Genomic DNA, 24564 nt, shown 5'->3' on the forward strand with positions numbered 1-24564 from the left:
ACAGATCAGACTTGCCACGGGTCGACCAGTACGACGCCGGTCCCTTCAAAATCCTTTGTGTTGCGTGTCACGACTGTCATGTCGCGGACCAAAGCGGTGGCGGCAATCAGAGCGTCTGCCTCGTTGCGCCGATCAGGTACATGCAGGTGGGCGCACCGAGTCGCGATAGTATCGTCAATTGGTACGATGCGATCCGCGAATTCCGGACGCACGCGGCTGTCGAGCCAGGACCGCAGCCTGGCGCCCTGAGTGGCATCACGGCGCTGTACTCCAAGCACACCGCGCTCAAGTTCCAGAATGGTAATGACTGATATAAATAACTCGCGTGCGTCGTGCGCGCCAATCCAGGTCACGACATTTGCGTCAGCTTTGCCGTCACCAATTTTGCGCAACTCCGAAACGACGTTGGTATCGAGCAGATACTTCAAGACAAGTCCACTTCGCGAGGCATGATTTCGGCCCGCTGCGGCTCAAAGTGGATTGACGAAAGCCCGGGCATGGCGAGCGCCTCGACAAGGTTACGGTGCTTGCCGCTCAAGCGTTCGAATTCATCATATGTCATGAGAACGTGTGACGGCCTACCGCGGTCTGTGATGATGACGGGACCGCTCTTTGCCGCCTTCTTGGCGCTGCTCACGTCGTGATTGAGCTCTCGGCTGGAAAGGGTAGTAACGCCCATCTCGCACCTCTTTGTAGGTATTTACCTACATATAACATTCCGGTTCGTCATAACAAGTCCTGCACAGCTCGGTGGTTGTCGAGCGAGGGACACTATCCCTCGGCTGAATTAATAGGGATAGGACATTAATCCTAGCGATCGCCTATTAGACCCTCGGACTTCCGACGGACACCATTCCTCCTGTTTACAACGAATGGGAGAGAGACCGTGGGAGCGAAACGCATGCTCGCGTCGATATGCCTGACAGTTTCAGGCATCGGCAGCGGATCGGCGGAGGCCGAAACGCTTATCATCAATAGTTATGGAGGTCCCTACGAGGGCATCATCCGCGAGCGCATCATCGAACCTTTCGAGAAACGCTTCAACATCGACGTCGTCTACGACGCCGTCGGATCGGCCCAACAGGACTACGCCAAGATCAAGGCAACCAAGGGTCAGCCTGGATTCGATCTCGTCGTAATGACTGCATCCCAGTCCCTGCAAGGGTGCAAGGATGGCCTGCTCGAAAAACTGGCGCCGACGTCGATTCCGAACCTCAGCGCCCTCCAGGCAGATCTGGCTGCGGTTGCTGGAGAATGTGGCGCAGTTCATGAGGTCCAGTACTTGTCGCTCCTTTACCGCACCGACAAGCTGGCCACGATTCCTGTTTCTTGGAATGCTCTGCTTGAGCCCGAGCTGAGCAAGCGGGTCATTCTACCCACCTTCCAGAACATCATGGCCGTCTATCTGCTCGAGATGATGTCGGTCACGAATGGAGGGGACCTCATCGACAACGTCGACCCGGGCTTCGATGCCATGGCCAAGGTATCGGCGCAGTCGGTGGGTTTCGAGCAATCCTCCGCGATCCTCGAAAGCTATCTGCGCGAGGGCTCTGTCTGGGCCATGCCGTTTTGGAACGGGCGAGCGCAGCTGATGGTCGATGAAGGTTTGCCTGTCGACTACATCAGCCCGAAAGAAGGCACCATTCCGCTCGTCGCAACCCTTAACATTCCTGTCGGCGCCGCAAACAAGGAGGCGGCGCGGAAGTTCATCGAATTTTTCCTTGAAAAGTCGAGCCAGGAGGCATGGGTGGCGGGCTACCGGGTCGGAAGCGCGCGCGTCGACATCTCCGTACCTGACGAGCTGAAGGACCGGCAGCTCACAGCTGGACCGGACGGCGATCGTCTGCACCTGCCCGACCTCCTCCGACTTCAGGAGAAGCTGCCGGAATGGGCCGAGCGTTGGGAACGTGACGTCGTTCCGAACGCCCGTTGAGGAGAGCGCTCATGAACAGCCTTGCTCTCGACTTGCATCCGCCGGCGCGACGCCGGCGCACCCTCACGTGGTTTCCGTTTGCAGCTCTCTCTCCGTCGCTTCTGGTGCTCTCGGTCTTCTTCGCACTGCCGATGGGGATGATGATCGGGATGAGCTTTACGCAGACCGAAACGTTCTCCCCAACCCTCGATCACTATCAGCGCTTTTTCACCGACGGGCTTTCGATTGCCGGCTTCTGTCGCACTGCCCTGATGTCCTTGCTGGTTGCGATCAGCGTGACCGTTCTCGGCTATCCGGTCGCCTATTTCCTGGCACGGTCGACAACACGTTGGCGGGCGGTTGTTTTTGCGCTTGCGCTTGCCCCGGAACTCGCCGGCGTCGTTCTTCGAACCTATGGTTGGCTAATCATTCTGGAGGATAGGGGATTCATCAACGATCTGCTTCTCCATCTTGGCCTCATCAGCTCGCCGCTCCCACTGTCAAAGAACCTCTTTGCCGTCGTCGTCGGCCTGACGCATGTCGTGCTTCCTTTCGGCATTCTCTCGCTTATGACAAGCATCCAGGGCATCGATCCGAGCCTGGAGCGAGCGGCGCAGATGCTGGGTGCCTCCAGGCTGGCGGTGATCCGCACGATCGTCCTGCCCCTCTCCGTGCCTGGGATCGTCAGCTCGATGTTGATCGCCTTCACCATGGCGGCGAGCGCCTATGCAACCCCGGCTCTTCTTGGCGGCGCAGGCTTCAAGGTGCTGGCGACAATGATCTACGAGCAGGTGCTCTTCTACATCGATTGGCCGTTCGCTTCTGTGATGGCGATGTCGCTCCTCCTCATGATGCTGGCGATCTCGTTCGTCGGCGTTCGCTACGAAAGCCGCCGCAGATCGCGCGCCTCTGTTTCATCGGGAGGTGAAAGATGAACAGGCTTATTTCGATATTCTATTGGTTTTCTCTCGGCGCGGTCCTCTGCTTCATCACCCTGCCGCTCATCGTCGTCGTCGCAGCCTCCTTGAGCCCGACATCGGCTGTCACGCTTCAGCCTTGGGAGTGGACGGGGCGCTGGTATGCGGATCTCTGGTCTAGCCGCTGGCTCGAACCGTTCCTTGCGAGCGTAAAAATCGCAACAGTCGTCGCGGCGATCAGCGGGGTGCTTGGATTGTTCGCGGCTTATGCGGTCGTTTACGAGCGTATTCCGGGCAGCGACGCCCTGATGTCTTGCCTTCTATCGCCGCTTTCGGTGCCGCAGATCGTCAAGGGCGTCGCAATCGTGCTCTTTCTCTCGATGATCGGGCTCCAGGGGTTCCTCGGCACGCCGGCGTTGATTGCTGCGCACGTGGTGCTCGCCCTCCCCTTCGTGACCCGCATGGTGGCGACCTCGCTTGCGAATTTCGACGCCAATCTCGATCGTGCGGCCCAGGTTCTCGGGGCGAGCAAACTGCAACGCATCCGGCTGGTGGTGTTGCCGATGATCAAGCCAGGCGTGCTTTCGGGCGTGACCTTCGCCTTCATCATCTCGTTCAACAACATCCCGCTTTCGGTTTTCCTGGTCAGGCCCGGCGACAGCACCTTGCCGATCACCGTGATCAACTACCTCGAATACAGCCTCGATCCTGTGCTCGCGGCGGTCAACGTCGCCTCGATGGCCTTCATCCTCTCGGTCATCTTCCTCTTCGAAAAAATCGGCGGTTTTTCCGCGCAGCTCCATGGTGGCAGCAAATGAACGCACTCGACATCGAACTCGTCTCGGTCAGCAAGTCCTACGCCAGCATGGCGGTCGTCAAGGATATCGACCTCGCAATTCCTCAAGGCGAGTTCGTCAGCATCCTCGGCCCATCCGGCTGCGGCAAGACGACCACGCTCAACATGATCGCCGGCTTTACCGCCCCATCACGCGGCGACATTCGTATCAAGGGACGAAGCCAGGTCCGCGTGCCGCCGGAACGGCGCAACATCGGCCTGGTCTTCCAGAATTATGCGCTCTTTCCACACATGACGGTCACGGAGAACGTGGCCTTCGGCCTCAAGATGAAGGGCGTTCGCAGGGAGGAAGCCGAGACGACCGTTAAAAGCGCGCTGCGCAGCGTCCACCTCGAGGGAATGGGCAAGCGCTATCCGCGGGAACTCTCCGGTGGTCAGCAGCAGCGAGTAGCACTTGCCCGGGCGATCGCGCCGAGGCCGTCGGTTCTGCTTCTCGACGAGCCACTTTCCAATCTTGACCTGAAGCTTCGAGAGGCGATGCGGATCGAACTGAAGGAGATCCAGCAGCAACTCGGCATGACCTTCGTCTACGTTACCCACGATCAGGAGGAGGCCATGGCGATGTCCGATCGAGTGGTCGTGATGTGGCAGGGGGCGATTGCTCAAGAGGGGCAGCCTGCCGCCCTCTACCGCGAGCCGAACTCGCGTTTCGTGGCGGATTTCATCGGCAAGTCGAACATTTTGGCGGTGACGTCGGCCGCAACTGGCGCGGCCCATCTCGAACTGGCGGTTGGTGATGGACTGATGCTGAAGGCACACAAGACCGTTCTCACCGGCGAGATCCGGTACTGCTCGATCCGTCCGGAGAGCATCGCGGTCCTGCCGACTGCGGCCGGCGGGAGCGAGTTCGCCAACCTTCTCAATGCCACCGTGCGACGTGTCGTTAACCTCGGTGCCGCCTTCGAAATTGATGCCGATCTCGGTTCGGATGTGCGTCTCCACGTGCTTCTCCGCGCGACCCGCGCGAGCGTTCCGCCGAAAGTCGGTGACGCCATTCGTCTCGGTATCGACGACGCCGACATCCAGCCGCTGAGCGCTTGAGGCAGATCGATAGGGTGGAGCAATCAATCCGAAGGCATCGTTATTGGAACCAGGCGATGCCTCCCGCCTACCATGGTCCCGACCTCAGAAGGTCACTTCAAAGGAGATGAAAATGCTTGATAAACAGAGGCTTCGTGCCGTTCAGCATGAATCGAATGTCTGCGCCGACATCGAGGGTTTCGACTTCGACAAATACACTCAGCAGGATATCGACGAGGTCCGCCGCTACTGGCTCCAGCACGGCGTGCTGCGGTTCAAGAAGACGTCGATGACCGACGCCCAGCAGGTCGCCTTCTCCAGGAATTTCGGGGAGTTTGTCATCCATCCGAAGCAGCTCCAGGAGGGCGGGCATCCGACCCACAAGGAAATCCTCGTCATCAGCAATGTCATGACCGACGGCAAGCCGAGCGGCGCCATGGGCAATAGCGAGGCGACCTGGCACACGGATACGTGGTTCTACGAGCGGCCGCCGGCCGGCGCGATCCTGCGGGCGGTCGCCGTCCCGCCGAGCGGCGGCGACACCTACTTCCTCTCGTCCTATCGCGCCTATGAGAGCTTGCCCGAGGCCTTGAAGAAGGTGGTCGACGGCCGGCAGATCTTCTTCCAGAACGTCTACGACAAGACCGGCAAGCTTCGCCTCGGCAAGTCGGCCCCCAGCACCCGCGATTTCCGCGAATGGAGCGGAATGGTTCATCCGCTCGTTCGCCTCCATGGCGAGACCGGCCGCAAGGCGCTTTATCTTGGTGGAACGTCCGAAGGCGCCTGGATCGTCGGCATGCCGCTCGACGAAAGCGAGTCCCTTCTCGCGGATCTTTGGCAGCACACCACCTCGACCAGCGAGGTCTTCGTCCAGCAATGGGATGTCGGCGACATCATGATGTGGGACAACCGTTGCACCATGCACCGCCGGGACGGCTTCGATCCGAACTCCATTCGCATCATGCATCGCACGACCACATCAGGCGAACGCCCGATCTGACCGAAAACGACATCAGGAGGTCAGACATGCAACCCTACCGGATCAATGACAGCCAACCTCCCCTTCCCGAGGAGCTCGTCGCATTGATGGAAAAGACCGAGACCGCCACGATCGGCCATGTCGAGCATCTCGGTTTCGTCAGCCAGAGCGTGCTGCCGGTGTTCGCGGCAAAGGCGGCCGGTTCGGCAGTCACCGTCGCAGCCCCCGGGCGGGATGGCACTATTATCTATCGGGCTGTCGACCTCCTGATGCCCGGTGACTTTCTCGTCATTGCTCGGGTTGATGGCGACGATATCGCATGTGTCGGAGGTGGTGTCGCAACCGCCGTTAAGGCAAGGGGTGCCGCCGGCATCGTCATCGACGGTCCCTGTACGGACGCCGACGAGATTGCCGCGACAGGCCTGCCCGTGTGGTGCCGCGGCGTCTCCTCAAAGACCACCAACCGACGGGTCTCCATCGGCGGTTCGATCAACGAGCCAATTGCTTGCGGCGGAGCGGCAGTGTTGCCCGGTTACGCTGTGCTTGCCGACCGGGAAGGCGTGTTCGTGGCGCCCCGCGACCATATGTTCGTGCTGGCGCGCGCTGCGATCGCGCGCCAGCAGATTTCGATCGCCGTACGCCGGCACCTCGCGGCCGGCCATTCCATCTTCGACTTTCAACCGGATCCCCAGACATGAAAATCGCTCTCGTCCAGATGAACTCCCAACCTGACCGTTCCGCCAATCTGCGGCAGGCCGAGGCACTCATGCGCCAAGCGGTTGCGGGTCGACCGGATCTCATTGTCCTGCCAGAGCATTTCGACTGGACCGGTGGGACGCCGTCCGAGAAGCGATCGGCGGCCGATCATGTGCCAGGAGGCGCGGCCTACAATCTGGTTCAGTACTTTGCCGCGCAACACCGGGTCGCCATACATGCAGGAAGTCTCCTGGAAGCGACCGGCACATCCGACCGGATCTACAACACCAGTGTTGTGTTCGACGCGCAAGGCAAAGAGATCGGGGCGTACCGGAAGATCCACCTCTTCGACATCGTTGCCCCCGACGGCAAGATCTACAACGAATCCGCCACTGTCAGACCGGGAAACAGCCTGTTGGTCTACGAGATCGGTGGAATGAAGCTGGCCTGCTGCATTTGCTACGATCTGCGCTTCTCCCGGCTGTTCGATCGTCTGGCAGAAGAGAATGTCGATGCGTTCATCTTGCCGGCCGCCTTCACCCAGCAGACCGGAAGGGATCACTGGGAGGTTCTATGCCGAGCGCGCGCGATCGAGTTTCAGGCCTATGTCATCGCTTGCGGCCAATGCGGACACTATGAGACGGCCGCCGGCGAGCGGCGTCACATGCACGGTCATTCGATGGTCTGCGATCCCTGGGGGAAAGTCGTCGCCGAGGCAGGTGAGGATGTTGGCGTGTTGCAGGCCGAGCTTGATCGCGATCGTGTCGAGGCCGTTCGCCGCCTGATCCCTATGGCGGCGCATAGGGTCGATGTTCAGAACCTGGAGCTTGTTTATCGCCGGGAACGTTGAGATCCGTCAGTGCTCGTCTTCACTGTCGGGCCGGACAAGCTCCATATGGCTCACCCCAAGCGCCTTGGCGATCCTGTAAAGCGATTGGATCGTCGGGTTGCGTCCACCTCGTTCAAGACCGCTCACATATTGCTGGCTGATATCAGCTGACGCGGCGATTTCTTCCTGCGTCAGTCCTTTTTCCCGACGCAGGCGCGCAAAATTCCGGCCAACCAACTTGCGCATATCCATGCGCCACTGATGGCAGGAGCGAAACTTTGAGTTTATCAACTATAGTATGTAAATGCATGCTATGCCGTGGCGCATAGCTGTTTCAGATCAGCATGTTCGCTTCGGTCGAGAGGTGTCGGAAAGCGAATGGGCATGCGACCTCCACGGGTGGATGATGCCGACGCTGAGATCGGCATGCTGATTGCGAGTCTTCGGCGCGAAGTCGGGATGCGGCAGTTGGATCTTGCTCTGCACCTCAACGTTTCGGTCCAATTGGTCCGGAAGTACGAAAGCGGTCGGATCAGGATCGGGGCCAGCCGCCTCGCCGCCATTGCCACTGCCCTAGGCGTCCCAATCGCGGCACTCGTCGATCGCGACGGGTGTAACTATCAACGAGGGGCAAGTGAGGAGTTGACGGAGTTGGCCGCTTTTCTGAGGACGAATGAAGGGACTGCCCTGAACATGGCGTTTCAACGCATTACGTCAGTTCAAGTGCGTCGCTCACTGCTCGCTCTTGTCAGAGTATGTAGCCAATCTCTTTGAAAAGCATGGGACAAACGCATTGGCATTGTTTCGAGATCGAGAATGTATCATGCTGCGATACAATTGACTTGACCCAGAAATGTATCACGGAATGATACAAAACGACAGTGAGGCAATTGGTGATTCGATCGTACAAGGATGTCGCGACCGAAGTTGTGGCAAGCGGGAAAGCTCCCAAAAGGTTTCCAGCTGTCATCCTCAAAGTCGCTATCCGTAAGCTCACAATGCTTGAAGCTGCACATGTGTTGGACGATTTTCGTTCTCCACCAGGTAACCGCCTAGAGGCGTTGAAGGGTGATCGTGCCGGGCAACACTCGATCAGGATCAATGACAATGGCGGATCTGTTTTGTCTGGAACGATGGTGGTGTCGAAAATGTCGAGATCGTCGATTACCACTAGAACCGGTATGAAGGAGACCAATAGATGAGCAGTGTACTCCCCCCGGTACATCCAGGCGAAATCCTTCGCGAGGAGTACCTCCTCCCTTATCACATGAGCGCTGGAGCGCTCGCGAAGAAGCTGAACGTTCCTCGCACCCGCATTGAACGCCTGGCTAATGAACAGACTGCGGTAACTTCAGATACAGCACTGAGGTTAGCCAAATTTTTCCGCACGAGTCCTGAATTCTGGATGAACCTGCAAGCCAGCTATGATCTCAAGATTGAGGCAACGGTTTTGGAGACGGATCTTGCTGCAATACCCGAGATAGATCTCGAATACGCACTCGCCTCATAGCGGACGGGATTCCCGACGGATTGACCAATGTGTTTCGCGCTCAGCTCCAGCGCTGCTAATCTGTGATCGGCAACTCAGCGATCTCAGGTTTGGTTCGTGTTGTGACCGTGATGTCACCTGCGTGCCCAAATCTTCTCCAAACCTTCGCCTCACCGGCTGCGCCCTTCCCGTATGCTCGGCTCTTCATGTGTGGGAGGCGAGTATGACTTTGCACGAAGCGGTTCTCAATTTCGTATCAACCGAAGAGCTTCGTCGTTTTGGTGCGGAACTCACAGTGGCAGAGGCGCATAAGGCTGTCGACGCGGCTTGGCGTGACATCAGGAGCGGGAGGGCCGTCGGCGGAAAGGCGGTACTTTCCCTACCTGAGGACGAATTCTGGGCGCTCCCTGAATTTGAGGCTGAACGTGAGTCTTTCGCCTCCGAGCGACTTGGGTGGAAGCTCTCGTCGCTCTACAGCGTCAATCCTCGGTTTGGTGGCGTCAAGATCATCGGCGCCAACGCGTTCAATCGTCGGCGCGGTCTGCCGCGGTCGACGTCGACCTATCTTCTCCTCGACAAGACGACCTTAAGGCCCGTTGCCATCTTCGATGGAACCGCACTTTCTGCCGCGCGCACGGGGACCTATGCCTCGCTGGTGTTGGAAGCGTTCGTCGAGACGCCGATGAAGATATCGGTCTTTCTCTTCGGTGCCGGGCCGGTTGCGAGAAGCGTCATCGACTGCCTTTCGTTCACGGGTTCAGAGCGCATCGAGCGAATTTTCATACGAAGCCGGTTTCCAGAAAGTGCCGCCCGGCTCGCGGATGCGGCAGCCTCTGCTACGACCATTGACCTGGTTCCGGTTGAGGACAACGCCGCGCTTGCCGACTGTTCCTTCGTCGTAACGGCAACGAATGCGCGCGACCCGGTCTTCGATGATCATGAGCTTGCGAAGGATGCCGCGACGCTGCATCTTGGCGGCGACGAGGTCCCTGAGGCCTACTTGAAACGTGCTTTACGCACGGGCGCTGTCATCTGCGACGACTTGAAGACCGTCTCCCGCCGCAACTCCCAGAGCATTTCACTTTATTTTTCACGCATGGGCCTGAGCCTTGAGACCGCCGGCCCGATTCTGGGAATTGGCGAAATGTCGGCGCCGTCCGGATGGCAGGATCCGCGTCCCGGACCAGTTTGCGTGACCTGCGTCGGGCTTCCCATGCTCGATCTCTATGTCGCCGAAGCGACTTGGGAGAAGCTCGTGAAGGCGCGTAGTTAGGGAGCCAAGGTCTGGCGTCGGAGGTCACGTTGCCCCTAATCACAGAAGTTCTCGCCGTACAGATTCTGGCCGCCTCGCGCAGCGCGCCGACCTGCGACGAGAGAAACGTGGCGCTGAAATGTGTCCTTGACCTTGTCGGCGCCGCAATTGCTGGGCGCGACATGCCGGGGCCTGCGGCCGTCAGAGCTTCAGCACACACGCTTATGGGCGCCGGTGCGAGTTCCGTCTGGGCAACAGGTCACACGGCCTCGCTGGCAGGTGCCCTGTTCGCAAACGCATCGGCAGCCTCCGCACTCGACCTTGACGATGGACATCGGTTGGCCCGTGGGCATCCAGGAGCGGCAGTCATTCCGACGGTTCTGACATTGCTTGCGGAGACCAATGCCGGGGCAGGCGATCTCATCGCGGCGATTTCCGTTGGCTACGACATTGGCGTTCGCATCGCATCGGCGCAGATGCCGAACACTATCGCGACCCGCCAGACCGGGCGGTGGGCGTCGGTCGCAGCGGCGGCTGCAGGAGCGCGACTGTTGCGTCTCCGCGAGGATCATGTCGCCCAGGCGCTGGCGATCGCAGCGGTGCTTGCGCCCAATCAGCAGGCAAACGGCAGTTCGGGTTATTCCCGGTTGACAGGCAACGACGTCAAGGAAGGGATTGGCTGGAGTGCAGTCCTGGGGCTCGTCGCCGTCCACCTGGCGATCGAAGGACACACGGGGCCTGCTGATGTGTTCGATCATCCTGACTATTACAATCGGCAAGCGATCCTGGCTGGCCTCGGTGGACGGTCCCATTTGGTCGATACATATTTCAAGCCCTACGCCTGCTGCCGCTATATCCATGCCGCGCTGGACGCATTCCTGATGCTTGCCGAAGGCAACAGCATTGGTGCTGAGGATATCACCGGTGTCGATGTGGAGACCTTCGGCTGGGCGTTGAAGCTCGGCAATAAGCGGCGGCCAGCCACGCTGGTCGACATCCAATACAGCCTGCCCTACTGCATCGCGATTGCCGCGGTCGAGGGGCGCGATGCATTGGCGCCTTTAGCGCCCGCTCTCATAGGGCGCGACGACCTTTCGGCGTTTTGCGACAGGGTGCGCCTGTCGATCAACGACGAAATGGATGCTCTGTTTCCGGGCGAGACACTAGCACGGGTTACAATATCGACGCCTTCGGTGTCGCTGCGCTCTGAAATCCTGAGGCCGCTCGGAGACCCGAAGCGGCCGATGTCGTTCGAAGTGATCGAGGAGAAGTTCCTCCGGGTGACCCGTCGCGTGCTTGCGCCAGAGCGTCAGCACGAGATCATCGGTGGTGTTCTCGATATACCCGATGACCACGGCTCTGGTCTGCTTATGGCCCTTCGTTAAGGCGTCGGTCTTCAAACAATACGGGCATTCTCGACGACGAGGCGGCCCTTCGCGATGACATGACGCACGCGGGCGAAGTTATGGGCATCGCAAATGATAATGTCCGCCTGCTTGTCCCGCTCGATCAATCCACGGTCTCCAGCAAGTTCGGGAATAGCCTTGGCGACGTTGCCCGTCGCAAGCGCGATGGCCCGGGGTGCCGGCATCTGTTTCTTGGCGATCATGCGATGGATCGCAGAAAGGATCGTGTCCCAGTCACCGCCGGCATAGTCCGTCGACAGCGTGTCGATGAGCCCTTCGGTCGCAAGATGATCAAGATTTTCGGGGCCATTGCGCCACCTTGTCGTGATACAGTCGAGTGTCGACACGTCGATCGTCACGCCTCTGTCTTTGAGCAACCTTGCCGTTGCGACCGCCTCTTCGGGCAGGAACATCGGGTGGTTAGAATGCCCGGCGATCATCCGGGCCCGCGGATAGGTCTCCGCCAGTTGCACAAGAGTTGCAGCAGTTGGTGCGGCATTGTGGAATATCGCAGCCATTCCGACGCGCTCTGATTGGGCGGCGATCTCCGCAAGCCCCCTTATCGCCAGATGCACTGGTGGCATGACGGTCTCAACGACGATCCCGCGAAGCAGTACCGCCGTCAGATGGCCATCGAGGGCATGACGCTCAAGAAGTGCCTCGAGTTCATCGTTCGAAGCGGCCGCTGCGCCGTCCAGCCTGCGCCCCAGGACGGCTTCCTTGAACGACCTGGCGACCTTGGGGTGGACGGAAATACCGGTTGCCTTCTCAATGGCAAGCGGCAGATAGCGGTAGTCCTGTGCGCCACCGCCAAGCGTTTGACCGCCGCCGGCCTCTCCGAGCGCCTTGGCGCCACGTGCAAGCATGTCGTCAATGGTGGCTGAGAGGTGCTGCGCCGAAAGCCCCGCTCCGTCCGCGATACCGGCAGCCGCTATACTGCTCGGCGTGTGGGCTGTCGAAACATGGACGTCCAATGCGTGGGGTGAGAGAACACTGCACCCTATTTCATTAGGGGTGGCGAGGCCGCAGACATTCAGGAGTGTGGTCGTGCCGCTGAGCAGATGCCGGTTGCGCTGGTAGGAGATGTCTTCAGTCGAAAGTGGCAATGAACCGGATGGCATCGAAGGGCCGGCGATGCAGCCATGTGCATGAGCATTGACGATTCCTGGTAGTACGACGGACCCGCCGGCATCGATAATCCGGTCCCCCTCGTTCGATGCCTCCTGGTATGGGGTAACATCAACGATAATCGTTCCTCGGATTCTGACACTCGCCTTCTCCAGAAAGGTGACCCCGTCTCCGGTAATCAAGCTGCCATTGACGATGACCGTATCCATGTCACGCCTCCAGTCGAAAATTGGTGATCTGGTTAGAATCCGATGGATGATCGAGGCTGAGCGCAAGCGGCGCCAAACCGTAGCCGACACCCCGCACTGTGCGGATCCAGTCGTGGCCGGTGGTCGCGAGGAGCGCCTTTCGAAGCCTCGCGACGTGGACGTTAACTGTTCGCGTGTCGACGAAGATGCCGCTCGGCCAGACCTGTTGGATAAGTTCGCCCCGTGTGTGAACCTTGTCCGTTCCCTCGATCAATGTTTCAAGCAATCGAAACTCGAGAAGGCCGAGATGGAAAGGGTCTCCACGCCAGGAGGCTCGGTGGCTGTGGACGTCGATCTCAAGGCTGCCGTAGTGCAAAACCGGATGAGTTTTTGTGTCGTTCGAAGACGTTAGATAGTGCTTGATCGCGTCGAGGTACCGCTGTGGTTCGACCGGGCAGACGAATACCTCGTCAGCACCCGCGCGGACCAGCGCCGGAAGTGCGACAGCGGCCTTTGCTCGCAACAATGCGACGATTGCCGCCGATCTTGTCGAGGTGTCCTGCTTCAGTCCCCGGCAGAGGCCAGCCGCAGCGGCGTTCGGCGCATCGAGCAGGATGGCCTCGACGGATCGTTCGCCTGTGATCGATGCAAAGTCGTCGAGGCCGAGCGCAAGGTCGGTCGAGTAGCCCGCGGCCGTAAGAATGTGGCGATGCGTCAGATTGAAGCCCGCGTCGCGGGAGCTGACTACGATCAATCGTCCGTTTACGGCGGTAGGCATCGCTCGCCTCCCGGTCGCGGTGCATGACGCTATGATCGATGATTGCACGCATAGGTTTGTGTCTCAATGTTATCTGGTTCGAAGTTCTATTAAGTATTGTTGCAGAGGGATCCGACGTGATCCTCCCGACGGGGTAACTGATCGTCACGTCATATGAATGTGTTGCATGGTCAATTGGAGGCTTGGCGCCAGCAGGTTCATCATTCGCGTTACCTTGGAGGAGGAGCGCAATGCCGAACCGGGAACAGGTCACGGATATGAGTTTAGCGAACGAGTGTAAGTCGTTGCGGGCGAGTGAAAGTTCACAGCCTTCTTGCCTTGTGTGTCCGCGATACCTCGCAGGAATGTGCCAAAAAGCTTCGATTGAGGGTCGCAGTGAAGATTTTCGCAACACACCGGTTGGATCGGTCGAACCGGCCGTTGATTGAACGGGCAACGAGGCACTGGTTTGGCAGGGTCAGCACCTGTCTCCTTCACTGAGTCGCTTGACACAAGTCGAGAGAGTTATAATGTTTTTGCGAAAGCAGTATAACGGGTGAACTTCGGCAATGCGAGAAATCGATCTTGTCTTCAGAACGATGCTGGCTGAGCTATCTCAGCGATCGCTCGATGCTCAATTTCAAGCCGACTTTCCGCTTGATGGGCGTTTCGTCACTGTACCGGTTAAGGGTAACGACTACTGGTATTTCGACCGTCCGACACCGGATGGCGACAAGCGACGCTATGTGGGCCCGGCCTCAGATCCTGAAATCACAGCGCGGGTCAACAACCACCGCGAAGTCAAAGACAACCTGCGAGAACGCCGGCGGCTGGTGTCCACGCTCATCCGTTCAGGTGGCATGGTTGGCCCGGATCGCTTCGCAGGCGATGTAACGAAAGCCTTGGCAGATGCGGGTTTCTTTCGGCTAAGAGGTGTCCTGGTCGGCACGGTGGCATTCGGCTGCTATTCGGGTCTTCTCGGGGTTCGGCTTCCCAACACCGCCCTGCAAACAGGCGATGCCGACCTGGCACAGGATTTCGCGATTTCGGCTGAAGTAAGCGATACCTTGCCGCCTATCCTTGATCTTCTTCGTGGGGTCGATCAGTCATTTCGTGCGGTACCGCACCAGGCCGACAAGGCCCAAGTGACGGCGTTTGTGAATGCCAAAGGCTACCGGGTGGAATTTTTGACAAGCAACCGGGGGACTGACGATTACACAGGCAAACCGTCGCGGATGCCCGCCCTGGGCGGAGCGTCGGCGGAAAACCTCCGTTTTCTCGACTACCTGATCTATGAACCTACAAGAACGGTGTTGCTCCACCGCGAGGGGGTTACAGTGAACGTGCCCTCACCCGAGCGATACGCAATCCACAAGCTCATTGTCGCATCCAGGCGGCTCACCGACACAGTGGGTCGGGCAAAGCGTGACAAGGATCTGTTGCAAGCGTCATCAATCTTTCAGGCGATGCATCAAACCCGACAGGCAGACGTGCTGGTGGATGCCTATAGTGAGGCATGGGACAGGGGCCCTTCGTGGCAGAACGCAATTCGTCAGGGTGTCGCGATGATCCCAGAAAAAGGGAAAACTGCGCTTAGAGACTGCGTCGGCGACCTAACACTGCCTTAGCGGATAACGCGCGGAAGTGCTCTCAACTCCGCACCGCGATTTGCTAGCGTTGATACCGTTCTAGCGTTGATACCGTTAAGGAGCATTTCTGTGCCTTGAGCCGATCGTATTGCGACGTTAACTCCCCAACAGGTTGCATGGCAAATTATTGCCATTGCCGACTTGGCAGGGAGTTTCGTTGCTGAGAAACAAGCGGATAGCCGGCCGTTCACCGGTCGTTCTGGCAGTGATCGACGACGAGGAAACGCGTCGTCGGTTTGTCTCACTTCTGCTCGGTCATGGCTACGACATCCACCTCACCAAAGCCACATTGGTTCCTCGGCTTCTGAAAATCCGGAGATACGACCTCCTCGTGATCGAGGGCAAGACGCCGTCGACGGAATGTCTCCAGTTTTGCCGGCAAGTACGAGCCCTGAGCGACATTGCCCTCGTTCTCATCGTTGACAGGCATGGCGACAGTATCGTTGTGGAAGGACTGAATGCAGGTGCGGATACCTGTGTCTTAAGGGTCGGCGAAGACGACGCTACGCTTGCCCGTCTACGTAGCGTCCTGCGTCGAGCCAGCTTAGTCTCGGGTGACGCCGAAGATCCTAGAATTTTGGTGTTCGATGGCTGGCGTATAAATCCAGGCAAGCGCACGCTCCACGACCCAGATGGCCAGGAGAGAACCCTGACGGCTGGCGAGTTCGATATACTTCTTGCGCTTGCTCGCAATCCCGGCAGTGTTCTGTCGCGGGAGCAATTGCTTGACGCCACAAAATTCGGGCTCGCCGGCCCATCGGAGCGCAGCGTAGATGTGCACGTTCGGCGGCTGAGGCAGAAGATCGAGCCCGCGCCTGACGATCCGATCTATGTGAAGACGGTGAGGCTCGGCGGCTATTTGTTGGCGCATACCGTGGAATATGAATGACTTAACGAAAGTTTCGTTCAACGCGAAAAGTTAAGTTTTGTTGCTTCGGCGTTACAAATGATTGCGTTTAAGTCACGCCACATCTAGACCGTGTGTCGTTGCCCGCCTGCGAAGGGCTCAATCCGACCAGTGCGCGCCGGAGGTGAAATCGCATGAACGAACGACGCATTTTTGAACGCGTAATAGATCTCTGCCAGGTCCAGTCATCGTCAAACGCCCTGAACAATTCCCTTGTATGTTTGGCGGGCGCTGCCGGGTTTGACCACTATGCCTACTTCCGGGCCCATCCGAACGACAACTTCGTGGCGACTGACTATCCGATCGAGTGGCAGCGGCGCTACTTCGCGCGCTCCTACATGACGCTCGACCCTGTTGTGACCACGGCCAAGCGCGGAACCCAGGTCTTCTATTGGTCTGTCGACGACGTGCGCCCAAGGGCCTGCCGCGATCAGCGGCGTTTCTACACGGAGGCTGCCGAATTTGGGCTGAAGTCAGGTCTGTCGGTATCAGTGTCGGCCGGCTTCGGGAGGTTCGCCATCCTGACCTTTACATCCTCGTCCCATGGCAGAAGGCGTGGCAGTCTTGCGGGGGAGACATCGGGGCTCGGCATAACTGCCGCTGCCTTTCTCCATTCACGGATGCGACATATGGAAGACTTGGAATGCAACGGTACGGCATCGTTGAGCGCGACCGAGCTTGCTTGCCTCAAGTGGTCGTCGGAGGGAAAGACGATGGTTGAGATCGCGGCAATACTCGATATCACCTACACGTGCGTTCGCCGCAATCTGCGAAGGGCGATGGACAAGCTCGGCGTCTGCAAGCTGTCTCAGGCGACCGCGGCCGCCACCCGTCGTCTGCTAATCTGATACCTAGAACGATGAGAATGTGGGCGCAGCGAGGCGTACCTGCTGGCCAGCGGCGGATCAGCGATAAGCGCTAGGAAAGATAATATCCTGATCGACGAGGACGTTGAAAATGTATCCGGGCCTGATGTTGAGCGTAGGCTGCACATCGAGGTTTTTTCCAATGGTGCGCTCGGCCACCCGGCCGAAGGTTTCGGCAAAACTGCGACGAGCAGCGTCCGAGGCGGTATCGCGACCTCTGTCCCGATAATCGGCTGGGAGGGACATATCGATGCCCGCGCCGATCAGGGCTACAAGCGCCGCAGAACCAAATGTTCTGAGGATATGTCGATCGACTTTGTCCTTGAAACCGCCATAGCCTCCGGCATCGGTCCCGGCCATCCCGCCGATCTGCAACGTAGAGCCGTTCGGGAAGATTAGATCGGTCCAGATCACGAGAACGCGAGACTGCCCGAAGGCGACCTCACTGTCGTAGCGGCCGAAGAGCTTGGTCCCTTGCGGGATGAGAATATGGCGGCCCGTGGCGGTGTCATAGATCGGATGATTGACCTGGGCGGAAATCCGACCGGGCAGGTCGGCGTTGATGCCGGTAATCAAGGTCGCGGGAATGACCGAGCCGCGCTTTAGCTCGAATGGAGATTGCGCCGGCACGACGGTGCTTGGCAGGTATCCGAGCTCCTTGATGTCAGCGTTGAAAAAGGCGTCCTTGGAGGACTGAAGGTTGACGTCACCACCCCTCCCCTCAAGCGCTTTCGACAGAAGCGCTGCGGGATTGGGAGATGCGGGTGTGTCGCTGCTCGGTGTGCTCCCGGGATACTCCATGGGTTCCGGGCGGTTTTTGATTTCAACCGCAAGCGGCGACTCAAAGGCCGCATTCCGTGCCTGAATTCTTGCCATGTCCTGCCGATGGCGCTCGCGCAGCAGTTGTTCCCGGCGTTCGCGCTCGAACTGGGTCAGCCAGTCATGCTCATTCCCGTGGGTTTCGACTTGCGCAACGTTTGCGGGAGGCGGTGTCGTCTCCGGGTCGATTTTGACCTCTGAGTGAGCCATTTCTGTCAGGGTCCCGACCGCAGTGTCTTCAGCAACCGATGTCGACGGCTCGGCGATGATGCCGTCGGCGACGCCACGCTTGATGTTCTCAGCAAATGAAGACGCTGAACCACCTGAGGAAATCTCCGCGTCGAGGTCGGCCCGGCTTCCGATCCCGCGCGAGGCGAGGCCGGCCACAATGACGATGAAGAAAATGACGATCATTGCGCCTGCGATGAAGAGCGGTAACCGATTGACCCTGCGAATGTGTTTAGGGGCGTGAGAGAGCTGTAGCGATTGAGCCATGACAGGTTCCTACGGATGCCGCGTGACGGCGAGCGGTGTCGCGGGCTGCGCGCCCGTTGCATTCGCCCGGTAGGCACGCGTCAGGGTAAGTGCCGGCGTCGATAGCCGCACGAGAACGACGTCTTCGAACACCGAGGTGCCATAGGTGACCTCTGTGGCAGCTACCTTCCCCTGAGCCTGTTTATCTTGGCCGAGCGCCGGGTATCCCCACAGCTTGAGTGCGCTTTCGAGTGCTTCTGCAGAGGGGCGCGCGGTTTGGGAAAGGTAGAGCGACTGCGGTTTGTCTTTGCCCATCACTTCAAAGAAGCGGTTAGCCATGTCGCCGGCAATCGCTGTTTCGGCATTCGCCGAGATTTCGTGCGAGCGCTCGTCAATCAGCGGCGAAGCGCCGCTGCCCTGGCAACCGCTGACGAAGACGGCGATGAGAATGGATGCGACGGTATGAGGCTTCACCACTTACCCTCCCCTTCTGATCGTGACTTTCTCCTGGCGCCATCCGACGCCCGATACCAGCACCGCGCGCTCGACATCGAAATCGACGATCATCACTCCGTCCTTCATCCGGTAATTGACGATCCTGTTCTGGCCGCCGGAAACGACGAAGAGGACTGGCGCGTCCTGGTTGGCGATCGACTTCGGGAACTGGATGTAGGTTTTCTGACCGTCGGAATAGATGCGTGTCGGCTTCCAGCGGGCGCGACCGTTGATGGAATAGGTGAAGTTGAGCCGTTCGGCGGAAAAGCTGCCAGTGCCCGCCTCCAGCCGGGCATTGGCATCGGCAAAGCTTGCCGACCTGTCTTCCGGATAGGCGAAGCCGACGCGCGCCATGTAGTGCGTCGGGTGAGACTTCAGCTGGATATGATAGGTGCGCCTCGACGTGGTGACCACCATCGAAGTTGCAATCGAAGGTTCGGACGGCTTGATGACAAGGTGGATTGCCTGGCCGCCGGCGACACCTGACGTCGCGGCTTCGATCTTCCAGCGAACCGTATCGCCAACAAGCACGTCACGCACGATCTCGCCCGGTTGAAGCTCGACATCACACACCTGGAGCGGTGAGCAGACGACCGATGGCTGGCTTGCGCCGTAAAGGAAGATGACCTTTCCGTCAGGCCCGGTGGTGATGACGCCGGAAGCTGCCCGCCATTTTGCAGACAGGCGTGCTGCATTCGCCTCCTTCGTCGTGATCGCTTCTCCGTAAGCGGCTCCGAATGGTAGCGTTGATGCCAAGATCAGTGTCAGCATGGCTGCTGTGTTGTAGCTCAACCCTTCTCCCTTCCTCATCATAGCTGCGCCGTCCAGTCGAGATCCCTGAGGTAGAGGCCGATCGGATTGAGCCGGATCACAGCCTCATCCTGCGGCGCCGTGAGCGTGACCGTTGCGATCCCGCGATACCGCCGTAAGCCGGTTTCTTTTCCCGTCCGGTCCCGTTCGAACTCTGTCCAGTCGACCTGGTAGGTTTGTTCCGAAAGCGCCACCACGTTGTTCACCTCGATCGCGACAGTTGCTCGCCGCGCCCTCTCGAATGGGGAGTTGTCCCGGAACCAGGCGTTGACCTTCCCCGTTGCCGGATCGGCGTTTCTAAGCAGCGCATAGGTTCGGTCGATGTATCTTTTCTGTACGACCGCGTCGGGTGTCACGGATCGGAAGCTGGCAAAGAAGCCTGCAAGCGAGGCGCGCACGACACGCTGGTCGGCGTAGTCGAGCTGCTCGGGAAAGCCGGCGGTGACGGCTGCTCCGAGTTTGTCGACCTCGACGATGTAGGGCACGAGCTTGACCCTCGAGCTCTGGTGGAGCCCATAGACGAAACCGATGATCGCGATCGCCATCGAGGCCGTCCCGATGATGCGCCAGGCGATCGCTGAGCGCACGAAGGAGCCGTAGCGTTCGTTCCACTCCTGACGGGCGGCGATGTAGGGGTTCTCGGGGGCCTCTCGATCAGCCATCGATCATGATCCTCTTCAAGTGCTTCAATGGTCTGTGGAGCCCGGCGAGGATCGCCTGCCTGCGCTTGGCGCTGAGCCCTTGTTGTCGAGCTTGTCGTTGGCAAGCCCCATCAAGGAGGCGGCGTGGGCGCCGGGCGCACCGATTGCCTTGTCCTTTGCTGCGGAGCCCGCCGCCTGCAAGCTTGCGGCGGCGCTGTGTTTCATGCCTTGAAGTGCCGCGGTCGCCGCCGATGCACCGGCCGCGCGAGCGGACCTCGCCGCGGCAATGCCGGCGGCTGTCCCTCCGGCTGCCAGGAACGCAGCGCCGGCCGCAAAGGATGCCGCCTGGCCGCCGTGCCGAATTGCTTCCATTCCGCCAGTCACCGAGGCGCCCTGGACGACGCCCTGCAGAATGTTCGGAACGTAGATCGCGATGATGAAGACGACGACCGAGATGCCTGCGATCGCGAGCGTGGTGACGAATTGCTGTGTTTCTCCTGTCGGCGCTCTGGCAAGCCCCATAAGCACATCCGATCCGATGCGGGCAATCATCACCAGTGCCATCAGCTTCAGCCCGACGCTGAACGCGTAGATGAGATAGCGCACGGCAAAGTCCTTGGTGTGGGATGAGCCTCCCAGCCCGAGCATGATCATCCCTGCCAGGAGCCCGACATACATCTCGACCATGATCGCGACGAAGATTGCGGCAACGAGCGAGAAGGAAATCACCACCACGACCATCGCAAGGACCGCCGCGATCGCCAGGGCATTATCCTCGAAGAGCCCGAATTGGATCTGTTGCGACATATGCGAAGCGACCCGGATTCCTGCGTCGAATATGTCTGCCGGCGAGGCTGATCCGCCGCTGGCGCCGATCTGGAAGAGGCTGTCAACGATGCTCTTTGCAAAATCGGGACCCTGTTCAAGGGCAAACGCGAAGAGGCCAATGAACATGATCCGGCGCACGAGTTCGGCGAACCAACTGTCGAGCGATGCTGCCTGTAGGGCGAGCCAGACGGCAGCGACCGCAACTTCGATCCCCGCGAGGATCCAGAATAGTGAGCGCGCTGCCGCGAGCACCCGCGCCTCCCAACCCTTGGCCGCCGCAGAGACTTGGTTTTCGAGTTCGGTCAGGACACTTCCATCCTGGGCCTGAACCTCGATCGCGGACGAAAGCAGCACACAGGAGACGAAGAGGGCTATGCGCGGGATGTCAAAGCGCGCTCGGGAACCACCCGCGTGGTAGAAGAGAGCACTCACCAGCGCGGCTCCAACTTCTGTCCCCCGGGACCGAGAGGTGCGCGCCCATCGAAAAACCGTTCCCGCCTGGCGTGGGCGAGATCCTTGTCCGTCTGGCTGGTTTGGTACCAGGTCGCCGTCAACGCCATCTGCTGGGACACGAGGCCACGTAGTTTCTGGATTTGCCCGACCTGCTCGGCTGCAATCTGGTGGCCGACCTGGAGTGCCTTCATTTGCCCTTCAGAGGTTTCCGAAAGAGAACGAAGCGAGCGCATGGTCGCTTCTTCGCTCGAAAACTGCGCTGCCGTCAGGTTCGCGGCCTTCAAGGTACCGGTGATGGTATCGCGATTGGTGTCGGACCATGTCTGATACTGCGAGGAGAAGGTCTTTCCGTCAGGCAAAGCGGTCTTGAAATCGGCGTAGCTTGCGAAGCGCTGACGCAGGACATCATCGGCGTTGCCCATCGAGAAGGATATTCCGCGGCCGTGATCGACCACCTGTTGCAGGCGCTGGAGATCCGCTTCGATCTTCCCCCACGCATGCTGCGGCAAGCGCGCGGTGTTCTGCAGCATGTTGTCGTAGATTCTCAGCTGGTTCTGGATCTGCTCGGCAAGTTGACCGATCTGCTTCACCTGGTTTTCGATCTGGACGCCGGACTTTTGCAGGAGGTTGATCAGTTCCGCATTGTTGGCAAGTTGGGTCCATTCGGTAGCTGCACCCGTGGCACCGCCGGCATATGTCGGGTGAGGGCTGATGACCGTCGCAAGGAGAACGAGGACCGCGACTTCAGCCCTTTGTAAGAAGCGTTTCCGCATTGGCAATGCCTCTCAGTTTGAGCCATTCGGTGGGCCAGTTTTGGCCGTGATCGTGATGAAGAGCGTGGATGAGTTTCAGATCGTCCTTGCCGGTCGCTGCGGTGAAGGCGAGCGCGATCGGGCCGAGTGCCATGTCGAAGAGGCGCCGGCCTTCAGGAGATGTCACGTAGTAGTCTCGCTTCGGTGTCGCGGCCGCGATGATCTCGATCTGGCGTTCGTTGAAGCCCATTCCTTGATAGAATTCGCGGGCGCCAGGCTGGCGCGCCGCCGCATTCGGCAGGCAGATCTTCGTGGGGCAGCTTTCCCTCAGCACGTCGATAATGCCGGATCGTTCTGCATCCGAGATTGACTGGGTTGCCAGAACAACGGCGCAATTCGCCTTGCGCAACACCTTCAGCCATTCGCGGATACGATCGCGAAAGACCGGGTGGCCGAGCATCAGCCAGGCCTCGTCCAGGATGATGAGACTCGGGGCGCCTGACAGGCGCTTCTCGATGCGGCGAAAAAGGTATGTGAGCACCGGAACGAGGGTGCGCTCGCCAAGGCTCATCAGCTGTGCAATTTCGAAGGTCTGGAACGCGCCAAAGGACAACGCGTCGGTTTCGGCGTCGAAAAGGCTGCCCAAAGGTCCATCGAGCGTATAGTGACGCAGTGCGTCCTTGATCGCCTTGAGTTGAACGCCGCTCACGAAATCGGACAACGACCGCCCGGATGATGAAGCCATCAGTTCGATCTGCCGGGAGATTGCGTTGCGCTCATCCGGACCGATCGAGGCTCCTTGCAATTCAGCCAGCGCCTCGATCCATTGGCTCGCCCATGCACGGTCCCCCTCCCCTTCCAGATCGAGAAGCGGGCAAAAGCAAAGGGCAGCGCTGTCTCCTTCTCCACCGATCTCATAATGGTTGCCGCCGATAGCAAGCGTTAGGGGCAGCATCGAGTTGCCTTTGTCGAAGGCAAATACCTGGGCGCCGGCGTAACGGCGAAACTGCGCGGCAATCAGTGCAAGCAGCGTCGACTTTCCAGATCCTGTCGGTCCGAAGACGAGCGTGTGACCGACGTCGTCGACATGAAGGTTTAGCCTGAAAGGTGTCGAGCCGGAGGCGACCTGCATCAAAGGCGGCGATTGCGGCGGGAAGTATGGACAAGGTGCCGTTGGGTTCCCGGCCCAGACCGTGTTGAGTGGGATGAGGTCGGCTAGATTGCGGGTGTTAATCAAAGGTTCGCGTAGATTACAGTACCAGACGCCCGGGAGGCTGCCGAGATAGGCCTCCGTTGCGTTGAGTGTTTCTATCCGCGCCCCGAAACCCTCCGCCTGGATCGCCTGCCTGATCATCTCGCATTTGTCGCGGACACCGGCGCCATCGACCCCGAAGACAATGACGACCGGCGTGTAGTAGCCGTAGGAAACTAGTTCGGACGAAGCCTGGGAGATCGCATCTTCGACCTCGGCGACCATCGCGATTGCATCCTGGTCGACGGATCGACTGTCGGTCTGGAAAAGCTGGTCGAAGAACGGGCGGACCTTTTGCTGCCATTTCTTGCGTGTGCGTTCGAGACGTTGGCGAGCCTCTTGCGGGTCCAGGAAGATGAAACGTGATGACCAGCGGTAGCTGAGCGGCAGTCGATCGAGATTGTTCAGGATTCCGGGCCAGCTTTCCGAGGGCAGACCATCAATCGCCACCACGCCCAAGTGGCGATTGTCCACGACAGGATTGAGACCATGATGAAGCTCGGCCGTTGCCAGCCAATCCAAATACATCGCTATGTCGGGCAGTCTGACCGGATGGTTCTCCCCGGTGATACAAAACCGGATGAACTGGAAGAGCTCATCAAAGCGCTGCCGTCGTGCCCCGGTGCCCCCATCCTCTCGGGTTGCCATGCGGCGAAGCGAGATCCAGTTCGCCAGATACTGTTCGACCTCGCGGGTACGGGTCCGGAAAAGATCAAGCGCGGTGTCGGCGAGGCCCCTGTTGCGACTTTCGGCGTCGGCATAGACATATCTCCCGAGCCCGCGTCGACTTGTTTCTTGAGGACGTTGGGTGAGGATGAGCGCATGGCGGCTCTCGAAATGGCCCCCTTCCCTTTCAAAGTGTGCCCGGCGCTCGGCATCGATCGCACGCGCTATCGGATCTGGAAAATGCGAGCGGTCGGCATCCGGGTAGGAGGCCGTGCCCAAGCGGACAGCTTCTATCTGGATCATCCAGCCAGACCCCAAACGGGCGAGGACCGTGTTGATCTGGCGGGATATCTCGTTGCGCTCAAGGTCCGTTGCGCTCTCGCTGTCCGGGCCCGCGAAGTACCAGCCGGCCATCAACGAGCCGTCTTTCAAGAGAATGACCCCGTTGTCGACGAGTGCGGCATAAGGCACGAGGTCGGCAAAGGATGGATCGGGTGAACGGAAGCGCGCCAGGTTGACCATA

General features: G+C 59.4%; 26 protein-coding genes and 1 pseudogene. 15 read left to right on the plus strand and 12 right to left on the minus strand.

The features are described 5' to 3' along the window. Positions 1 to 5: 5 nt before the first annotated feature. Positions 6 to 428 (minus strand): type II toxin-antitoxin system VapC family toxin, encoded by a 423-nt coding sequence (locus tag RTP54_RS23630; RefSeq protein ID WP_312366015.1) that lies wholly within the window; start codon positions 426 to 428, stop codon positions 6 to 8. Beyond that, complete coding sequence (locus tag RTP54_RS23635; protein WP_112818568.1) at positions 425 to 679, minus strand: type II toxin-antitoxin system Phd/YefM family antitoxin; 255 nt, start codon at positions 677 to 679, stop codon at positions 425 to 427. Before RTP54_RS23635 ends, RTP54_RS23630 begins: the two co-directional genes overlap by 4 nt. A gap of 207 nt (positions 680 to 886) precedes the next feature. Between RTP54_RS23635 and RTP54_RS23640 the strand changes: the two genes are divergently transcribed. The 7 genes from RTP54_RS23640 (at position 887) to RTP54_RS23670 (ending at position 7230) form a co-directional block, all read left to right on the plus strand. Further along, positions 887 to 1933 (plus strand): ABC transporter substrate-binding protein, encoded by a 1047-nt coding sequence (locus RTP54_RS23640; RefSeq protein ID WP_409517194.1) that lies wholly within the window; start codon positions 887 to 889, stop codon positions 1931 to 1933. 131 nt (positions 1934 to 2064) lie between these two features. After that, positions 2065 to 2847 carry an ABC transporter permease gene (locus tag RTP54_RS23645; protein WP_409517201.1) on the plus strand — a complete coding sequence of 261 codons (783 nt, stop codon included), beginning with the start codon at positions 2065 to 2067 and terminating at the stop codon, positions 2845 to 2847. After that, positions 2844 to 3647, plus strand: coding sequence for an ABC transporter permease (locus RTP54_RS23650; protein WP_312366018.1), 804 nt, complete (start codon positions 2844 to 2846; stop codon positions 3645 to 3647). Before RTP54_RS23645 ends, RTP54_RS23650 begins: the two co-directional genes overlap by 4 nt. Continuing rightward, on the plus strand, positions 3644 to 4726 hold the full coding sequence (locus tag RTP54_RS23655) for an ABC transporter ATP-binding protein (RefSeq protein ID WP_312366019.1): 1083 nt from the start codon (positions 3644 to 3646) through the stop codon (positions 4724 to 4726). The genes RTP54_RS23650 and RTP54_RS23655 overlap by 4 nt, the downstream gene beginning before the upstream one ends. A 112-nt stretch (positions 4727 to 4838) precedes the next feature. Continuing rightward, entirely contained in the window at positions 4839 to 5705 is an 867-nt protein-coding gene (locus RTP54_RS23660) for a TauD/TfdA family dioxygenase (RefSeq protein ID WP_312366020.1), read from the plus strand. Positions 5706 to 5731: 26 nt separating this feature from the next. Beyond that, positions 5732 to 6382, plus strand: coding sequence for an RraA family protein (locus RTP54_RS23665; RefSeq protein ID WP_312366021.1), 651 nt, complete (start codon positions 5732 to 5734; stop codon positions 6380 to 6382). Beyond that, positions 6379 to 7230 carry a carbon-nitrogen hydrolase family protein gene (locus tag RTP54_RS23670; protein WP_312366022.1) on the plus strand — a complete coding sequence of 284 codons (852 nt, stop codon included), beginning with the start codon at positions 6379 to 6381 and terminating at the stop codon, positions 7228 to 7230. The genes RTP54_RS23665 and RTP54_RS23670 overlap by 4 nt, the downstream gene beginning before the upstream one ends. A gap of 6 nt (positions 7231 to 7236) precedes the next feature. On the opposite strand, the gene RTP54_RS23675 is transcribed toward RTP54_RS23670, so the two are convergent. Further along, a complete protein-coding gene (locus tag RTP54_RS23675) occupies positions 7237 to 7461 on the minus strand; it encodes a helix-turn-helix transcriptional regulator (protein ID WP_312366023.1) in 225 nt (74 codons plus the stop codon). 174 nt (positions 7462 to 7635) lie between these two features. Here RTP54_RS23675 and RTP54_RS31080 point away from each other — a divergent pair, with 174 nt between their 5' ends. The 5 genes and pseudogenes from RTP54_RS31080 to RTP54_RS23695 all read left to right on the plus strand — a co-directional run bounded on the left by RTP54_RS31080 (position 7636) and on the right by RTP54_RS23695 (position 11335). Further along, entirely contained in the window at positions 7636 to 7983 is a 348-nt protein-coding gene (locus RTP54_RS31080) for a helix-turn-helix domain-containing protein (RefSeq protein WP_409517202.1), read from the plus strand. A 119-nt stretch (positions 7984 to 8102) separates the two neighbouring features. Continuing rightward, positions 8103 to 8383: pseudogene (locus tag RTP54_RS23680) on the plus strand (type II toxin-antitoxin system RelE/ParE family toxin). A 24-nt stretch (positions 8384 to 8407) separates the two neighbouring features. After that, positions 8408 to 8719, plus strand: coding sequence for a HigA family addiction module antitoxin (locus RTP54_RS23685; RefSeq protein ID WP_312366024.1), 312 nt, complete (start codon positions 8408 to 8410; stop codon positions 8717 to 8719). A 202-nt stretch (positions 8720 to 8921) separates the two neighbouring features. Further along, positions 8922 to 9971, plus strand: coding sequence for an ornithine cyclodeaminase (locus RTP54_RS23690; RefSeq protein WP_312366025.1), 1050 nt, complete (start codon positions 8922 to 8924; stop codon positions 9969 to 9971). Between the two features lie 29 nt (positions 9972 to 10000). After that, the gene (locus RTP54_RS23695) at positions 10001 to 11335 is read left to right on the plus strand and encodes an MmgE/PrpD family protein (RefSeq protein ID WP_312366026.1); all 1335 of its coding nucleotides are present in this window, start codon (positions 10001 to 10003) and stop codon (positions 11333 to 11335) included. A gap of 11 nt (positions 11336 to 11346) precedes the next feature. On the opposite strand, the gene RTP54_RS23700 is transcribed toward RTP54_RS23695, so the two are convergent. Then, entirely contained in the window at positions 11347 to 12693 is a 1347-nt protein-coding gene (locus RTP54_RS23700) for an amidohydrolase family protein (protein ID WP_312366027.1), read from the minus strand. Between the two features lies 1 nt (position 12694). Continuing rightward, entirely contained in the window at positions 12695 to 13450 is a 756-nt protein-coding gene (locus RTP54_RS23705) for a response regulator transcription factor (protein ID WP_312366028.1), read from the minus strand. Between the two features lie 548 nt (positions 13451 to 13998). Here RTP54_RS23705 and RTP54_RS23710 point away from each other — a divergent pair. The 3 genes from RTP54_RS23710 to RTP54_RS23720 all read left to right on the plus strand — a co-directional run bounded on the left by RTP54_RS23710 (position 13999) and on the right by RTP54_RS23720 (position 16833). Beyond that, entirely contained in the window at positions 13999 to 15057 is a 1059-nt protein-coding gene (locus RTP54_RS23710) for a GSU2403 family nucleotidyltransferase fold protein (protein ID WP_312366029.1), read from the plus strand. A 178-nt stretch (positions 15058 to 15235) separates the two neighbouring features. Next, positions 15236 to 15967, plus strand: coding sequence for a response regulator transcription factor (locus RTP54_RS23715; protein ID WP_312366030.1), 732 nt, complete (start codon positions 15236 to 15238; stop codon positions 15965 to 15967). Between the two features lie 152 nt (positions 15968 to 16119). Next, a complete protein-coding gene (locus tag RTP54_RS23720; RefSeq protein WP_312366031.1) occupies positions 16120 to 16833 on the plus strand; it encodes an autoinducer binding domain-containing protein in 714 nt (237 codons plus the stop codon). A 57-nt stretch (positions 16834 to 16890) separates the two neighbouring features. Here the strand turns inward: RTP54_RS23720 and trbI are convergent, their stop codons facing one another. Genes trbI through RTP54_RS23755 form a run of 7 tightly spaced genes read right to left on the minus strand, consistent with a single transcriptional unit; the run spans position 16891 to position 24563 of the window. Continuing rightward, positions 16891 to 18165 carry an IncP-type conjugal transfer protein TrbI gene (gene trbI, locus RTP54_RS23725; RefSeq protein ID WP_312366032.1) on the minus strand — a complete coding sequence of 425 codons (1275 nt, stop codon included), beginning with the start codon at positions 18163 to 18165 and terminating at the stop codon, positions 16891 to 16893. 9 nt (positions 18166 to 18174) lie between these two features. Next, complete coding sequence (locus RTP54_RS23730) at positions 18175 to 18618, minus strand: conjugal transfer protein TrbH (RefSeq protein WP_312366033.1); 444 nt, start codon at positions 18616 to 18618, stop codon at positions 18175 to 18177. A 3-nt stretch (positions 18619 to 18621) separates the two neighbouring features. Next, positions 18622 to 19410, minus strand: a complete 789-nt coding sequence (gene trbG / locus RTP54_RS23735; RefSeq protein WP_312366221.1) for a P-type conjugative transfer protein TrbG — start codon at positions 19408 to 19410, stop codon at positions 18622 to 18624. Between the two features lie 38 nt (positions 19411 to 19448). Next, entirely contained in the window at positions 19449 to 20111 is a 663-nt protein-coding gene (gene trbF / locus RTP54_RS23740; RefSeq protein WP_112818548.1) for a conjugal transfer protein TrbF, read from the minus strand. 24 nt (positions 20112 to 20135) lie between these two features. Next, entirely contained in the window at positions 20136 to 21302 is a 1167-nt protein-coding gene (trbL, locus tag RTP54_RS23745) for a P-type conjugative transfer protein TrbL (protein ID WP_312366222.1), read from the minus strand. A gap of 44 nt (positions 21303 to 21346) precedes the next feature. After that, positions 21347 to 22144: a P-type conjugative transfer protein TrbJ gene (trbJ, locus tag RTP54_RS23750; protein WP_312366034.1), complete on the minus strand. Its 798-nt coding sequence runs from the start codon at positions 22142 to 22144 to the stop codon at positions 21347 to 21349. Continuing rightward, a complete protein-coding gene (locus RTP54_RS23755) occupies positions 22116 to 24563 on the minus strand; it encodes a conjugal transfer protein TrbE (protein ID WP_312366035.1) in 2448 nt (815 codons plus the stop codon). Before RTP54_RS23755 ends, trbJ begins: the two co-directional genes overlap by 29 nt. Position 24564 lies beyond the last annotated feature (1 nt).

This window comes from Ensifer sp. (genome assembly GCF_031989085.1).
Taxonomy (GTDB): Bacteria; Pseudomonadota; Alphaproteobacteria; order Rhizobiales; family Rhizobiaceae; genus Ensifer.

What these genes read in the sequence shown, in the direction of transcription:
- RTP54_RS23635 (WP_112818568.1), bottom strand. Translation starts at nt 679, where the DNA reads ATGGGCGTTACTACCCTTTCCAGCCGAGAGCTCAATCACGACGTGAGC.
- RTP54_RS23645 (WP_409517201.1), top strand. Translation starts at nt 2,065, where the DNA reads ATGGGGATGATGATCGGGATGAGCTTTACGCAGACCGAAACGTTCTCC.
- RTP54_RS23650 (WP_312366018.1), top strand. Translation starts at nt 2,844, where the DNA reads ATGAACAGGCTTATTTCGATATTCTATTGGTTTTCTCTCGGCGCGGTC.
- RTP54_RS23655 (WP_312366019.1), top strand. Translation starts at nt 3,644, where the DNA reads ATGAACGCACTCGACATCGAACTCGTCTCGGTCAGCAAGTCCTACGCC.
- RTP54_RS23660 (WP_312366020.1), top strand. Translation starts at nt 4,839, where the DNA reads ATGCTTGATAAACAGAGGCTTCGTGCCGTTCAGCATGAATCGAATGTC.
- RTP54_RS23665 (WP_312366021.1), top strand. Translation starts at nt 5,732, where the DNA reads ATGCAACCCTACCGGATCAATGACAGCCAACCTCCCCTTCCCGAGGAG.
- RTP54_RS23670 (WP_312366022.1), top strand. Translation starts at nt 6,379, where the DNA reads ATGAAAATCGCTCTCGTCCAGATGAACTCCCAACCTGACCGTTCCGCC.
- RTP54_RS23675 (WP_312366023.1), bottom strand. Translation starts at nt 7,461, where the DNA reads ATGGATATGCGCAAGTTGGTTGGCCGGAATTTTGCGCGCCTGCGTCGG.
- RTP54_RS31080 (WP_409517202.1), top strand. Translation starts at nt 7,636, where the DNA reads ATGCTGATTGCGAGTCTTCGGCGCGAAGTCGGGATGCGGCAGTTGGAT.
- RTP54_RS23685 (WP_312366024.1), top strand. Translation starts at nt 8,408, where the DNA reads ATGAGCAGTGTACTCCCCCCGGTACATCCAGGCGAAATCCTTCGCGAG.
- RTP54_RS23690 (WP_312366025.1), top strand. Translation starts at nt 8,922, where the DNA reads ATGACTTTGCACGAAGCGGTTCTCAATTTCGTATCAACCGAAGAGCTT.
- RTP54_RS23700 (WP_312366027.1), bottom strand. Translation starts at nt 12,693, where the DNA reads ATGGATACGGTCATCGTCAATGGCAGCTTGATTACCGGAGACGGGGTC.
- RTP54_RS23705 (WP_312366028.1), bottom strand. Translation starts at nt 13,450, where the DNA reads ATGCCTACCGCCGTAAACGGACGATTGATCGTAGTCAGCTCCCGCGAC.
- RTP54_RS23710 (WP_312366029.1), top strand. Translation starts at nt 13,999, where the DNA reads ATGCGAGAAATCGATCTTGTCTTCAGAACGATGCTGGCTGAGCTATCT.
- RTP54_RS23720 (WP_312366031.1), top strand. Translation starts at nt 16,120, where the DNA reads ATGAACGAACGACGCATTTTTGAACGCGTAATAGATCTCTGCCAGGTC.
- trbI (WP_312366032.1), bottom strand. Translation starts at nt 18,165, where the DNA reads ATGGCTCAATCGCTACAGCTCTCTCACGCCCCTAAACACATTCGCAGG.
- trbG (WP_312366221.1), bottom strand. Translation starts at nt 19,410, where the DNA reads ATGCTGACACTGATCTTGGCATCAACGCTACCATTCGGAGCCGCTTAC.
- trbF (WP_112818548.1), bottom strand. Translation starts at nt 20,111, where the DNA reads ATGGCTGATCGAGAGGCCCCCGAGAACCCCTACATCGCCGCCCGTCAG.
- trbJ (WP_312366034.1), bottom strand. Translation starts at nt 22,144, where the DNA reads ATGCGGAAACGCTTCTTACAAAGGGCTGAAGTCGCGGTCCTCGTTCTC.
- RTP54_RS23755 (WP_312366035.1), bottom strand. Translation starts at nt 24,563, where the DNA reads ATGGTCAACCTGGCGCGCTTCCGTTCACCCGATCCATCCTTTGCCGAC.